Source organism: Micromonospora sp. BRA006-A, assembly GCF_033433935.1.
Taxonomy (GTDB): domain Bacteria; phylum Actinomycetota; class Actinomycetes; order Mycobacteriales; family Micromonosporaceae; genus Micromonospora; species Micromonospora aurantiaca.
This window is the reverse complement of record NZ_JANCLW010000001.1, coordinates 3025388-3038485: the sequence shown is the minus strand read 5'-3', so window position 1 is coordinate 3038485 and position 13098 is coordinate 3025388. Positions and strand designations below refer to the sequence as shown.

Genomic DNA, 13098 nt, shown 5'->3' with positions numbered 1-13098 from the left:
CGATCAGGACTCGGGTCGTAGCGTGACCGTGTGCCAGCCCGAGGCGAGCGTGGTGCTCGTCTCGTGCTGTCCGGCGGCGTCGCGCCAGGTGATCCGGACCTGGGCGGACGGGCTGCCGCCGAGGCCGAAGTACAGTTCGTCGGCGTTCACGCCGGTGTGTCCGTTGGCGGGGTACAGCTGGTCGGTCAGCGTCGTACCGTCGGCGCGGCGCACCTCGACGCGGGCACCGATCGCCGCTCGGGTCGCGCCGTTGGCGGTGGGCACCACCAGCCGCAGCCCGAGGTGGGTCGTCGTCGGCCCGGTGTTGCGGAACAGCTCCGAGGCGGCCCACTGGTTGGCGACCGCCATGTCGAGCCGCCCGTCGTGGTCGACGTCGCCGACGGCGATGGCCCGGGAGGCCTGGGTGCTCGTCATCCCCAGCCGCTTCGACACGTCGACGAACCGGCCGTTCGGCCCGCGTACGAAGAAGGGGTTGCGCTCGTGCCCGGACAGGCTGTCGCCGGGCCGGAAGTTCGGCCAGGCCCACGGGTACTTCAGGAAGGTGTCGTTGGCCATCGCGAGTTCCTGGAGCTCGGCCCAGCGGTCGGTCCCGCCGTGCAGGAAGCCGACCGCCTGGGTGATCTCGCGGCGGCCGTCGGCGTCGAAGTCGGCGGCCTTGACGTCCCAGGCCCAGCCGCTGCGGGACAGCCCGAGTTCCTCGCTGCGGTCCCGGTACGGCGCGCGCCCGGAGGTGAACCGGCCGCCCGTGCTGACGAAGGCGAAGTTGCTCTCCTGCAGGGCGAACGGCGAGGTGATGTTGCTGACCAGCAGGTCCGGCCGGCCGTCGGAGTTCAGGTCGTCGAAGGCGACGCCCATGCCCTTGAACGAGTCGTGCCCGATCACCTTGGACTTCGGGGCCAGCGGGTCGCGCGTGCCGCTCACCTCGCGGAACTCGGGCCGGCCGGGACGGGACTCGTTCACCAGCAGGTTGTCGGGCCCGAAGTCGTTGGCGAAGTAGATCTCCGGCAGGCCGTCGCCGGTGAGGTCCTGCGCGCCGGTGGCCAGGGTCCAGGCCCGCGCCTGGCCGGTGGTGAAGGCGTCGGACCGGTCGGCGTACGCGGGAACGGGCGCGCCGCCGGCCGCGGGGGTGTTCCCGTCGAACATCAGGAGGCGGTTGCGACCGCCGTTGCGGCCCAGGGACATGGAGTCCTGCATCCGCATCACCGGATCGTCGGCGGCGGTCCGGTCGAGCACCCGGGCGCCGTCCGGGAAGTAGTTGCCGATCAGGATGTCCAGTCCGCCGTCGCCGTCGACGTCGAGGACGTTGGCGGTGGTCGAGTTCCAGATCTCGCCGGGAGCGACCACGTCGCTCGCCCGGAAGCCGGCGGCGCCGGGTGCGCCACCGCCGGGCCCGCGCAGGTAGAGCAGCGGTACGCGGCCCCAGAAGTACACCAGTACGTCGAGTGCGCCGTCGCCGTTGAAGTCGGCGGGGAGGCATCCCATGGGCGCTGTGGTGCGGGCGTCGTACGCGACACCGGCCGGCTGGAGGGTGACGGCGGCGTACCGCTCGCCGGTGCCGGGCACCGGCGCGACGGTGACCGAGTCGTCGCGGGGGTCGACCAGGCAGCGGTCGTTCGGCAGGCCGTCGCCGTCGAAGTCGCCGAGGCCGACGCCTGCGCCGACCGCGGAGATCCACGCGGCGAGATGGTTCAGTGCGGGCTGGACCTCGCGGAGCCGGCGGGTGTCGCCGGTGGCGTTCAGCGGGGCGGGCGTGAAGGCGAAGCGGGCGCTCAGGGCGTCGGCGTCGGACGCGGAGACCGACGGCAGCCGGGTGAACAGACCGGCCACGACACACAGCAGCAGGGCCAGGGCTGGTACGAGCGTTCTACGAACAGCGGACGGCACAGGTTCCCCCTCGGATGGTCGCGGGCGGATCAGAGCGACGCGAGCAGCACGCGGGCCCGGATGCGCTGCCGCCACGTCTGGTACTCGACCGGGCCGGTGGCGGGCGTGCGGAGCCCGGCCTCGGCCTCGCGGGTCCAGTCCGCGGCGGTACGCGGGTCGGTGCCGGTGAGCGCGTGCACGGTGGTGGCGAGTTCGGGCGGGGTCCAGCCGCTGCGCTGCCAGGCGGCGGCGGCGAAGGCCACACCCTGGCCGAGGTCGCCGGCGTGCGCTCCGGCACGCTCGCGCAGCGTGGCGAGTCCCTCCGGCGAGACCCCGCCGGCGTACGCGGCGGCGAGGCCCACACCGCTCCAGGCGTCGCCTTGGTGCCACTGCGGCAGCGTGGCGACGAGGTCCGCCACCCGGGTGGGTACCGCGGTGCCCCGGAACCACAGGCTTCGGCCGACGCCCTGGTAGCGGATGGCGCAGCGCTCGGAGCACCGGCGCGGGTGGGCGGTGATGCGGCGCAGCCCACCGGCGTCGGCGAAGAAGCCCGCGGAGAAGCCCCAGCCGTCGAGCGCGAGCCAGCGCAGCAGCGGGTCCAGTCCGGACAGCCGGGCCCAGAACGGCCAGCGCAGCTTGGCCATCGCCCAGCCCACGCCGACGTGGATCAGGTGGATGTGGGCCGGGCCGTGCAGGCGCAGTACGGCCGGCAGCCGGCGGCTGCCCGGGACGAGAACGTCGAGCAGTGCGGCCTGCATGGCCAGCCCTTCGACGGCGAAGCCGCGCAGGTGGTCCGGCTGGTCGTCGAATCGTGGGGGCGCGCCGGCGGGGGCGGCGAGTCCCTCGTTGAAGCCGTCGAGGAAGGTTCCCGCGGCGGCCTCCAGCCTGGCGCGCAGTTCGGGCGGGTCGGACGCGAAGCCCCGGACCGTGAAGTCGGCGAGGTGGTCGGGCTGATGCAGCAGGCGGCGCCAGCTACGGGGGCGGGTTTCGTCGAGCGTGGCGTTGTCGGTTCTCATGACGCTCCCGCGGAGTCGGTCCACAGTGTCCGTGCGGCGCCAGTCTGCCGATCCGTTCTTGAAGAAAACTTGAATTACATATAGTAGCGAAATCGCGTTTCCACAGCTGATCTCGCTACTCCCCCGCACCAGATGTCCGTTGATTAAATCGACCGAGGGATTCGATGATCTCGTCGGTCGTCTTCGTCCAGGTGAAGGGGCCGGGGTTCTCGTCCCGCTCCGCGACCCACGAGCTGATGCCGGCCTCCAGGGCCTGCACGGACTGCGGGGTGCCGCGGGGGACCATCTGCTCGGCGAGGAAGCCGAACCAGCGGTCGAGCTGGGTGATCCAGGCCGAGTCGGTCGGGGTGACGTGCGCGCGGAAGCGGGGGTGCCGGTCCAGCCAGGACGTGACGGCCGGGGTGTGGTGCGCGCCGTGGTTGTCCCAGATGAGGTGGACGTCGAGCTCGGCGGGGACCGACGCGTCGACACGGGTGAGGAACCTCTTGAGATCCGCCGCCCGGTACCGGCGGCCCGCGGTGGCGCCGTCGGCCACGGTGCGCGAGGCGAACAGGCCGGCGGCACCGGCACGCGGGCGGTCCGGGGCAGGCCGGCCGGGCGCCGTCGGCGGTCCCGGCGGGATCCGTGCCGTCTCGTGCACCACGAGCGCGACCACGCCGGCCGGCGGGTTCAGATACAACCCGGCCACGTCGACCACCTTCGCCATGAACACCGGGTCGGCCGACAGGTTGAACGGCGGATCCCGGTGCGGCCTGAGGTGGAACCGGCGCCAGATCCGCCCGACTGCCGACCGCGAGAGCCCGGTCCTCTCGGCCATCGACCTGCGGGACCAGTGGGTGGCACCCGGGGGTGCCTCCTCCAGCGTGGACACCAGCACCTCCTCCACCCGGTCCGCGCCGATCGACGGCGGCCGGCCCGGCCGGTCCCGGTCGGCCAGACCCTCCAGACGCCGTTGCAGGAAACGGCTGCGCCACTTCCCCACCGTCGGCCGCGACACCCCGAGGTCGGCCGCCACGGCGGCGTTTGTCGCCCCGGGTTCGGCACACGCCAGGACTATCCGGCACCGCAGCGCCAGGGCCTGGGAGGACTTCGCCCGCCGCGACCAGCGCACCAGCGTGGCGCGCTCCTCGTCGGTCAACACCAACTCGGCCTTCGGCCGCCCGGTCCTCGGCACGCAACCCAGGATACATATAGCAAACCAATTTCCGGCGCAATATTTGTGCACTTCAGGTTTCCCGAAGTAATTACTACGCTGACGTTGGTTGACGTCGATACGGGCGACCTGGGGGCAACGTGTTGCGTGCGGCAATTGTGGAGATTAAAGTCCTCGGCTCCACCCACGCAGTAATCGATTCCCGCAAGGTGGACCTCGGGCCCCGCAAACAACGGGCAATCATCGCCCTGCTGGCCCTGCGCCACGGCACCCCGGTGCCGATCGACGAGATCATCGAGGCGCTCTGGGAGAACCAGCCGCCCGGCACGCCGCAGTCACTGGTGCACACGTACATCGCCCGGCTGCGCCAGGTGATGGAGCCGGACAGCCCGGCGCGGCGCCGCACCAACGTGATCGGGCACAGCGGCACCGGTTACCAGCTTCGGCTGCCACCGGACGCGGTGGATGTCAGCCGTTTCCACAGCCACGCCGACCACGGGCTGCAACTGCTGGCCTCCGGCGCCACCGGCGAGGCGTACGGCCTGCTGCGCCGGGCACTCGGCGAGTGGCCCGCGTCGCTGACCACCGATCTCGAGTCCCTGCTGCCCGGGTGCGAGGACGTCACCCTGCTCCGGGGGAAATGGACCACCGTGGCGATGGCGTACGTCCGGGCCGGCCTGACCAGCAAGGGCGCCGTCGCGGTCCTGCCCACCGCCGAACGTCTCGCCCAGGTGGACCCCCTCAACGAGGCCGCGCAGGCGCTCTACCTGGAGACCCAGCGACGCGCCGGCCACGGCGCCTCGGCGCTGTCCCACTACGACCGGATCCGCACCAGGCTGCAGGCCGAACTGGGCGTCGAACCCGGCCACGAACTGCGCCGGGTGCACCGGCAACTGGTAGCCGCCGGCGGGAGCCGGGTACCGGGCCCTCCACCCGGCGGCTGGCTCGGGCCGGGACCGGCGGTCGACCCGCTGATCGACCGCGAGGCCGAGCTGCGACAGCTGCGTGACCTGCTCGTCCAGCAGCGGCTGGTCACCCTGAGCGGGCCCGCGGGGGTGGGCAAGAGCGCCGTCGCGCGGGCGGCGGCGGCAGCCGTCAGGGGGGACTTCCGCGACGGCGTCGCGGTGGTGGACCTGGCCGCGGCCTGCGACGCCGCGGACGCGGCCGACGCGGTACGGCGGACCCTGCACCCGATGCTCCCGCAGCGTCACGCCGCTCCGGTCCGGCGGTTCGACGATCTGGCCGGCCGGCAGATCCTGCTCCTCCTGGACAACGCCGAGAACGTCCTGGAGCCCTGCGCCGGGCTCGTCGACGACCTGCTGCGGTCCTGTCCGCAGGCACGCGTCCTGGTCACCTCACGCGAACTGCTCGGCCTGCCATACGAGACGATCCTGACGATCGGCCCGCTCCGGCCGCCCGGGCCGGAGACACCGGCCGACCCGGCGGCGCTGCTGCGCGTGCCCGCCGTGGCGCTGTTCGCGCGGCGCGCCACCCAGGCGTGCCCGTCCTTCTCGGTGGACGAGGAGAACTGCGCCCTGGTCGCCACCATCTGCCGCCGGCTCGACGGCCTGCCGCTCGCGCTGGAACTGGCCGCCCGCGTGCTGCGCACCACCGGTCTGCCCGAGCTGGCCGAGCAGTGCCGCGATCCGCTGCGGCTGCTGGACGCGAGCCGCCGGGGCACGCCCGCGCACCACCGTTCGCTGCACGCGGCGGTGGTACGCACAGTGGACCGGCTCACGCTCGCCGAGCAGCAGTGCCTCGCGCTGGTCAGCGGGATGGCGGAACCGGTGAGCCCGGACATGGTGGAGAAGACGGCCCGCTCCTACTGCGAACAGGACGTCCGGATCGATCTGCGTCCGCTGCTCAACCGCCTGGTCGACAAGTCGCTCCTGACGGCCCGGCACGACGAGCACGGCACGTCCTATCGAATGTTGCGGACAATCCGCCGGATCGGTCTGCAACTGCTCGACCGTTTCGGCGCGGCGCCTTCGGTGGCGAATGCGCTCTGCCGGGAAACAAACCGATGAAATCGATTGCCGGTGTCGAAAATGGCGCAGCTACCCTCCAACCGGTGCAGCACCTACCGTGGCGGACTGTTCACACATAGCTCACATGGGCTTGCCGACTGCTATATGAATTTATAGCATCTAGTCGGACAGCGCTCCGCCGACGTCCATCCGGCCCTGCTGCTGCCGTCGTTGATCGATCTCCGCAATCCCCTCAGGAGGTCCGACGTCCCATGCCTGCCGTCCACGAAACAGGGACCACCACCGCGCCCGCGGCTTCCGTGCACATCGGAGCGATCACCCAGGCGGTGACCTCGATGCGGCGCCACCTCGACGAGCCGCACCGGCTGCACGACATCGCCCGCGCCTCGCTGATGAGCCCGTTCCACTTCCACCGCGTGTTCCGGATGCTGACCGCCGTCACGCCCGGCCGGTTCCTCACCGCCGTGCGGATGGCCGAGGCGAAACGCCGGCTCCTCGGCAGTGACGCCAGCGCGACCGACATCAGCATGGCGGTCGGCTACTCCAGCTTCGGCACCTTCACCACCCAGTTCACCCGCCTCGTCGGTGTGTCACCCGGCCGCTTCCGCACGTACGGCCGGGCCGTCGCGGACGTGCCCCTGCGCGAACTGGTCTCCACCCCACCGGCCCCCGCACGTCAGCCGTTCGCGCTCCTCCACGTCGGGGCCCGCCCGGACGGCCACCCGGGCCTCACCGTGGTCGCCACCTTCCGGTCCGGAATTCCGCAGCAACGACCCTCGTCCTGCGCCGCGATCCTCTCGCCGGGGGTGTTCCCGCTGCCGCTCGCGGTGACGGGAAGGGCGAGCGTGCTCGCGGTCAGCGCCCGCACCGACGTGACCATCGGCGAGGTCCTCACCGAGGAGCCCTCGGCCGGCATCTGCGTCGGCTCCGCCGAGATCCCCGACGAGCCGGTCGCGGCGCAGGCCACCGTCGCGGTCGGCATCCCGCTGCGCCGGCCGGCCCTGCTGGACCCGCCGTTGCTGCTCGCGTTCCCCCTGCTGATGCTCGAGTCCCAGGCCGGGCCGCGGCGGGCGCAGGTCCGCTGAGGCCCCCGCCCGCGCCGGTGCCCGTGGTCGTCGGTGGAACCGGGTCCACCGACGGCCACGAGGTCAGGTCCGGGCGGTGTACCGCACCGGGCACGACGCGGGCCGGGCCACACCCAGCCCGGGCGCCTGCTGCGGCTCGGCGATCCCCAGCTCCATGTCGTACGAGCGGGTCAGCATCGCCAGCACCGCCTTCATCTCCAGGTCGGCGAAGCGGGCGCCCAGGCAGGCGTGCAGGCCGCCACCGAGGTTGAGCAGGCCGGCCGCCGCCCGGCCGTCGGTGTCCCGGTCCCTGCTGAACCGGTCGGGGTCGAACCGGTCCGGGTCCGGGAACACCTCCGGCACGCGGTGCGTCACGGGCGGGCAGAACAGCGTCTGCCAGCCGGCCCGCACGGTGAAACCACCGACCTCGTACGCGGTGACGGTCTGCCGGGTCAGCAGCGTCGTGACCGGCCGCAGCCGCTGAGACTCCAGCAGCGCCTCGAACAGCAGTCGCTGCCGGTGCAGATCCGCGACGGTCCAGTCGCCGGCGTGCCGGGGCAGGTCGGCGATCTCCTCCTCCATCGCCGCCAGCTCCTTCGGGTGCTGCAGCAGCAGGATGAGCGACCAGGCCAGCTGAGCCGCTGTCGTCTCGTACGCCGCGTACACCAGGATCAGGATGAGCCCGATGACGGTCTCGTCGTCGAAGTCCGCGCCGCCCGCGAGCAGGTGCGGCAGGAAGCCGTACCGGCCGGTGTCCGGGTCCGCCCGGACGGCCCGCAGGTGCGGCCCCATCAGCTCGAACATCTCCCGGCGCGCGCGGTCGCGCCGGCGCAGGCGCGGCGTCGGCAGGTTGGCCGGCAGGAAGAACTCCATCCCGGCCGCGATGTCGAGGAAGAGCGACCGGAACCGGTCGCCGTGCCGGGCGCGGAAGCCGGACCCCAGGAACAGGCGTACGGCGATGTCCATGCTCAGCCGTTCCAGGTCGGCGCGCGCGTCGAACTCGCCGCGCGGGCCGAGCCGGTCCATCCAGTCGCTCGTCTCGCCGATGATGGCGGCCAGGTAGTCCGCGTGGTTGCGGCTGTGGAAGGCGGGCAGCAGCGCGGCCCGCTGACGCAGGTAGTCCGGGTGGTCGGCGGCCTGCATGACCGCGCCGAACATGGGCTTCAGCCACTGGTAGACCGGCTGGACGGCGAGGATCGTCTCGGGCAGCGCGATCGCGTGCCGGCTCTCCGAGACGCCGGCCACGACGACCGAGCGCCGCGGCCCCATCCGCAGCGCGAACACGGGACCGTGCTCGGCGTAACCGGCGCGGGCCAGCGCGACCGGGTCACGCATGAAGGCGAAGGCGTTGCCGAACAGCGGCAGGCCCTGCAATGTCGGCGGGCTGGTTGCGGCCATGACGGATCCCCCTTCGGGACGGGCTCGAAGTCAGCCGGCGGTGGCGTACGAGTACCAGACGTTCCAGTGCACGACCAGGCGTCCGCGGTCGGCGGCGACCTCCTCCATCCGGGCCTCGGCCGCCGCCCGTGCCTCACCGAGCCGCTCCGCGGGCACCCGCTCGAGCACCATCCGGCCCGCCGTCTGCCACAGCCAGGCCCACCACTGCCGCGGGTCGGTGAACTCCAGGTCGAGCGTCTCGTCCTCGATCCGCGTGCCGGCGAAGCCGGCGTCGCGCAGCAGGCGGTGGATCCCCTCCTTCGAGCGCAACGGGTTGTCGGTGCGGCCGGGTACCGCGGGCATGCCACCGTCCACGTACGGCACGACGGCGTCGGTGACGTGGAAGAACGCGGGGTCGTCCGCGCCGAACGTGGTCATCGCGAAGCGGCCGCCCGGGCGCAGCAGCCGGCGGTAGCGGGCCGCGGCGTCCGCCGGGTCGGGCAGCATGAACATCACCAGGCCCGCGACGACCGCGTCGAAACGGGCCGGGGCGAAGCCGGGCGTGGCCGCGTCACCGACGCGTACCTCCGCGTTCGTCAGTCCCTCGTCGGCGAGTTCCGCGCGGGCGCCCTCCACCATGGCCGGTGCCACGTCGATCCCGATCACCGAGCCGCCCGGCGCCACCGCGCGGGCGGCGGGAACGGTGCAGGCGCCCTGCCCGCAGCCGACGTCGAGCACGTCCTCGCCCGGGCGCAGATCGAGCCCCGCCACCAGGCGAGCGCCGATCGGGCCGAAGAAGCGGACGCCGGTGCGGTCGTAGCGTGGCGCCGCCCGATCGAACACCTCCGCCAGCTCCGGAGTCGACACCGCGTCCGTCGTCGCGTCGCCGGGCATCGGGCACCACCCTTTCCGCAGGTTCGCCGCGCTCTCCGCGATCATTCTTCGCGCCCGTCCGCAGCCCGGCTTCTCGCCGCTTGCCTATCCCGGCCGGTCGTACCGGCGGGCAACACAGGAGAAGTCTCGGCCCCCGCGACGCCCCTAGGGTCGAGGGAGAGCTCGATCACCAGTGAGGGAGGAAGCTGTGGGTGTACTGGGTCTACACAATGAGTGCCCCCCGACCAACTATGCCGCCGGGGACGCCGCCGAGATCGTCACCGGTCTGGTGTCCGACGCGGTCGCGACCGGCGCGACGCTGCGTGCGGTTCGCGACTGCCTCGATTCGCTGGCCTGCCTCGACGACACGGTGCGGTACGTCGTCGAAGCCTCCGCCGGAGCCGTGTCACCGGACGGCTCGTTCGACGCCGCCAACGTGGCCGAGCAGATGGCGGGCGTCCTGAAGACCTACTCGCAGACCTTCCGGGCCCTGGACGGGACCGTGGAGCAGATCGACACCGCGGTCCGGGAGTACGGGGAGCTGCAGCGGTACAGCGCGCTCGCGCTGGCGAAGGGCCGCGACGAGTGTTTCGAGAACCGGCTGATCCAGGCCGGCGAGGGCGGCTTCGCCGGCATGGCCCAGTCGCGCATCGCCTACCTGCGCAAGCTGCGGGTGCGGGTGCAGCTGCTCCAGCGCATGGAGCCGATCGGCGAGGAGATCCTGAACGGGTACGACTTCAACGCGTTCTTCCTGCTGTTCATGCAGCCGATGCGCGACCTCGGCGTGGCCGCGCAGGATCTCTACAACGAGACGGTACGCGGGGCGCTCGTCGCCTACGACACGCTCGTCCGGGTGTGTGAAATGCGTACCGGAAACGCGGCCGACACCCTGCGCCGGGAAATGGTGAAATCGAACTGATCTCGCCATCGCACTCGTCCGGCGCGACCATGAAGATCCGCGCCGGACATGCGCGTCTCAGGCATGCACAAACGGGGATCGGTTCGGTAGGATGATCGCACTGTTCGCCCATATGCCGTGAGATGGGAAATTCCATGGGAATCAGCCACATCACATTGATCACCATCCCGGTCACCGACCAGGACAAGGCGAAGGACTTCTACGCCCGCCTCGGATTCGAGGTGATCAATGACCACGAGATGACCCCGGACGAGATGCCGCCGGAGCCGGGCCTGCGCTGGCTGCAGCTGGGCACTCCGGGAGGCGAGACCACAGTGGTTCTCGCCACCTGGGGCGTGGGCGGCCTCCGCCCCGGAGCGCAGCACATCTCGGTGGCGTGCAAGGACGTCAAGGGCCTGCACAACGAGCTGGCCTCGGCGGGCGTGGAGGCGTCGCCGGTCTTCGACGCCCCGTTCGGCGCGTTCTTCTCTGTGGAGGACCCGGACGGCAACGGCGTGATGATCGTCGAGGAGTCCGGCGACTGACGGCAGCACGGTGGGGGCGGTACCCGGATCCGGGTACCGCCCCCACTGTCGTGTCCGGCCGTGTTCCCGGCGTCAGGGCGCCCAGCGGCCCCCGCGCATCGTCGACCACGGGTCGACGTCGTCGGCCTTGGCCTGGGCCTCGGCCTGTGCCCAGGTGTAGATGCCCTGCGCCATCAACGCCGGCGTGCCGGCGGCGAGCCGCCCGAACACGTCGGCGCGGGCCCGCTGCACGTCACGGTCCTCGGGAGCGCTCAACGCCGCCCACTCGGCGAGGTGACCCGCGAGGTCGAGCCGGCCGCGGTCCGCCGCGTCGAGGGCGCGCTCGGCCAGGCGGGACGCCCCGCCCGCGAGCTGCGCCACCTCGGCGGCCAGGTCGGCGCGCGGCGCCGGTCGCACGGTGGCCGGGTCACCGTCGTACCAGCCGCCGTAGGTGCGCCAGACGGTGCGGACGATGAACTGCGGATCGTCGTACGTGGGGCGCAGCCACGGCTGGGCCAGCAGGGCGGACACCTCCGGCGTGACCAGGGGGGCGTGCAGGATCTCGTCGAGCGTGCAGCCCTCGTTCATCATCGCCACCACACCGTCGTGCAGTGTCGACAGCAACGTCGCCGAGCCGAGCAGCGTCTCGCGGACGCGATCGGCACCGACCACCGGCAGACCGTGGCCGGGCAGCAGGATCTCGGCGCCGAGGCCGGCCATCCAGCGCAGCGCCCGCACCCACTCGGCCACGTGGCGGCGGACCTTCTGCGGGTTGCCGGCGTTGGGTGCCACCCAGGCGTAGAAGTCGCCGCAGCACAGGATGCGCCGGTCGGGCAGCCAGGCCATCGTCGCGTCGTCCGTCTCGCCGCGGCCGTGCCGCAGCTCCATCGTCAGATCGCCGTGCCGCAGCGTGAGCGTGTCGAGGTAGGTGCGGTCGGGCTCGCGGTAGTCGGTCGGCCACGTGATGCCCGGAGCGCGGAACTGCCGGCGGTTGACTGTCGCGTTGTACCCGGCGGTCAGCCGGTACCGGGCGAAGCGCTCCGGCACGGCGGCGTGCGCCACGACCGAGATGCCGGGGTCGTGGCGCTCGGCGGCCTCCGTCTCGAACGGTGACAGCCCGAGGACGTGGTCGATGTGGCCGTGGGAGTAGACGGCGGTGACGACCGGCGCGGTGCTGCGTGCCCGCACCGCCGCGTGCAGCGCGGCCGCGGTGTTGCGGTCGCCGGTGTCGAAGAGCACCAGTCCGTCGGCCGTCTCGAAGACGTAGACGTTGCCGGTCGCCGCCCACATCCACACACCGTCGTCGATCCGGCGGAGCCCGTCCCGGCGAAGCTCACCCTTGTAGTAGGCGAACAGCGGCTCGTCACCGCGCCAGGCGCGGTCCGCGTAGTCCTCGAGTTCCTTGTCCATCGACACTCCCGGTCCGGTCGCAGGGATCGTGCAAACGGGTCGGCCGGACGAACGCAGGCCGAAGGCCGGCCGCGGCGGCAGCGCCGGACACGACCGGACTGCCGCAGCGGCCGGTGGGACGACCGGGACGGCGGCCTCAGCGGTTCTGGCCGGCCGCCTCCGGGGCGTCCTGCGCCCGGCGGAACCGGCCGACCGCGCGGCGCACCGGACCGGTCACCATGCGGGCCAGGCCGCGGGTGACGAACAGCCGGCTGTCCCGCTGGAAGGCATCCTGGTCGTTGTCGTGCGGGAAGGCGACGATGGGCACTCCCACACCGAGGAACTTACACAAGGTGGGCCATCCTTCCGATACTCGATAAACCAGGAGGCGCTCAGCCGGAACGCATTCCTGGACGTCGCGGACGTGCTTGTCGAAGACCTCGACGGCGTATTTCTCGTCCTGAATCGGTCCGTCCCCGAAATGGCGGCGGAAAACGCCGTCGAAGATCTCGTTGAACGCGCCGAAACGCCGATCGAGGGCCCGCAGCGGCAACTGCATGGCGGGGACGAGGAGACGGCTGAACAGATCCTGACGGTACGCCATGAAAATGGTGCGCATGCATGAGCGGTGCCATTGCACCGGGTCTCGCACGGTCAGGATGACCTTCGCCTCCGGGTACCGCTCCACAAGCTCGCGCCAGAACGCCGCACCGGGCCAGTCGACTGTGGACCGGTAGCCGGCGAACACCTGGTCCCAGTCCACGTCGGCCCCGTCCACGGCCGCCTGCCAGTCGGCCAGCCGGGCGGGATCCTTGAGGATCTCCTTCGTGTGGTACGTGGGCCCCATCCCGAGAATGTTGAGAGCTTCCCGCAGCGAGGCGGTGCCGGTACGGCCGAAGCCGACGCCGATGACCTCCATGTCGTGGGTTCCTCCTGCCGATCGCCGGGTCGAC

At 72.0% G+C, this 13098-nt stretch carries 11 protein-coding genes; 4 read left to right on the top strand and 7 right to left on the bottom strand.

From position 1 onward, the window contains the following. Window positions 1–3: 3 nt before the first annotated feature. The 3 genes from NMK34_RS13590 to NMK34_RS13580 all read right to left on the bottom strand — a co-directional run bounded on the left by NMK34_RS13590 (window position 4) and on the right by NMK34_RS13580 (window position 4053). On the bottom strand, window positions 4–1884 hold the full coding sequence (locus NMK34_RS13590) for a CRTAC1 family protein (protein ID WP_318333682.1): 1881 nt from the start codon (window positions 1882–1884) through the stop codon (window positions 4–6). Window positions 1885–1913: 29 nt separating this feature from the next. Continuing rightward, window positions 1914–2879: a DUF1702 family protein gene (locus NMK34_RS13585; RefSeq protein ID WP_318333681.1), complete on the bottom strand. Its 966-nt coding sequence runs from the start codon at window positions 2877–2879 to the stop codon at window positions 1914–1916. Window positions 2880–2994: 115 nt separating this feature from the next. Further along, on the bottom strand, window positions 2995–4053 hold the full coding sequence (locus NMK34_RS13580; RefSeq protein WP_318333680.1) for an IS630 family transposase: 1059 nt from the start codon (window positions 4051–4053) through the stop codon (window positions 2995–2997). Between the two features lie 188 nt (window positions 4054–4241). On the opposite strand from NMK34_RS13580, the gene NMK34_RS13575 reads away from it, so the two are divergent. Further along, window positions 4242–6059: a BTAD domain-containing putative transcriptional regulator gene (locus tag NMK34_RS13575; protein ID WP_318333679.1), complete on the top strand. Its 1818-nt coding sequence runs from the start codon at window positions 4242–4244 to the stop codon at window positions 6057–6059. Between the two features lie 212 nt (window positions 6060–6271). After that, window positions 6272–7105, top strand: coding sequence for an AraC family transcriptional regulator (locus NMK34_RS13570; RefSeq protein ID WP_318333678.1), 834 nt, complete (start codon window positions 6272–6274; stop codon window positions 7103–7105). A gap of 63 nt (window positions 7106–7168) precedes the next feature. Here the strand turns inward: NMK34_RS13570 and NMK34_RS13565 are convergent, their stop codons facing one another. Next, window positions 7169–8482, bottom strand: coding sequence for a cytochrome P450 (locus NMK34_RS13565; protein WP_318333677.1), 1314 nt, complete (start codon window positions 8480–8482; stop codon window positions 7169–7171). 30 nt (window positions 8483–8512) lie between these two features. Next, window positions 8513–9355: a class I SAM-dependent methyltransferase gene (locus NMK34_RS13560; RefSeq protein WP_318333676.1), complete on the bottom strand. Its 843-nt coding sequence runs from the start codon at window positions 9353–9355 to the stop codon at window positions 8513–8515. Between the two features lie 268 nt (window positions 9356–9623). On the opposite strand from NMK34_RS13560, the gene NMK34_RS13555 reads away from it, so the two are divergent. Together NMK34_RS13555 and NMK34_RS13550 are read left to right on the top strand one after the other, a co-directional pair. Then, complete coding sequence (locus NMK34_RS13555; RefSeq protein WP_318333675.1) at window positions 9624–10253, top strand: hypothetical protein; 630 nt, start codon at window positions 9624–9626, stop codon at window positions 10251–10253. Between the two features lie 134 nt (window positions 10254–10387). Continuing rightward, window positions 10388–10777 (top strand): VOC family protein, encoded by a 390-nt coding sequence (locus tag NMK34_RS13550; protein WP_167796872.1) that lies wholly within the window; start codon window positions 10388–10390, stop codon window positions 10775–10777. 72 nt (window positions 10778–10849) lie between these two features. On the opposite strand, the gene NMK34_RS13545 is transcribed toward NMK34_RS13550, so the two are convergent. Together NMK34_RS13545 and NMK34_RS13540 are read right to left on the bottom strand one after the other, a co-directional pair. Further along, a complete protein-coding gene (locus tag NMK34_RS13545) occupies window positions 10850–12166 on the bottom strand; it encodes an alkyl sulfatase dimerization domain-containing protein (RefSeq protein ID WP_318333674.1) in 1317 nt (438 codons plus the stop codon). Window positions 12167–12302: 136 nt separating this feature from the next. Next, the gene (locus NMK34_RS13540) at window positions 12303–13064 is read right to left on the bottom strand and encodes a sulfotransferase family protein (RefSeq protein ID WP_318333673.1); all 762 of its coding nucleotides are present in this window, start codon (window positions 13062–13064) and stop codon (window positions 12303–12305) included. Window positions 13065–13098: the final 34 nt, after the last annotated feature.

Bases quoted from the DNA above. Each gene is read 5' to 3' on its own strand.
- NMK34_RS13585 (WP_318333681.1), bottom strand. From the start codon at position 2,879: ATGAGAACCGACAACGCCACGCTCGACGAAACCCGCCCCCGTAGCTGG.
- NMK34_RS13570 (WP_318333678.1), top strand. From the start codon at position 6,272: ATGCCTGCCGTCCACGAAACAGGGACCACCACCGCGCCCGCGGCTTCC.
- NMK34_RS13565 (WP_318333677.1), bottom strand. From the start codon at position 8,482: ATGGCCGCAACCAGCCCGCCGACATTGCAGGGCCTGCCGCTGTTCGGC.
- NMK34_RS13560 (WP_318333676.1), bottom strand. From the start codon at position 9,355: ATGCCCGGCGACGCGACGACGGACGCGGTGTCGACTCCGGAGCTGGCG.
- NMK34_RS13550 (WP_167796872.1), top strand. From the start codon at position 10,388: ATGGGAATCAGCCACATCACATTGATCACCATCCCGGTCACCGACCAG.
- NMK34_RS13545 (WP_318333674.1), bottom strand. From the start codon at position 12,166: ATGGACAAGGAACTCGAGGACTACGCGGACCGCGCCTGGCGCGGTGAC.
- NMK34_RS13540 (WP_318333673.1), bottom strand. From the start codon at position 13,064: ATGGAGGTCATCGGCGTCGGCTTCGGCCGTACCGGCACCGCCTCGCTG.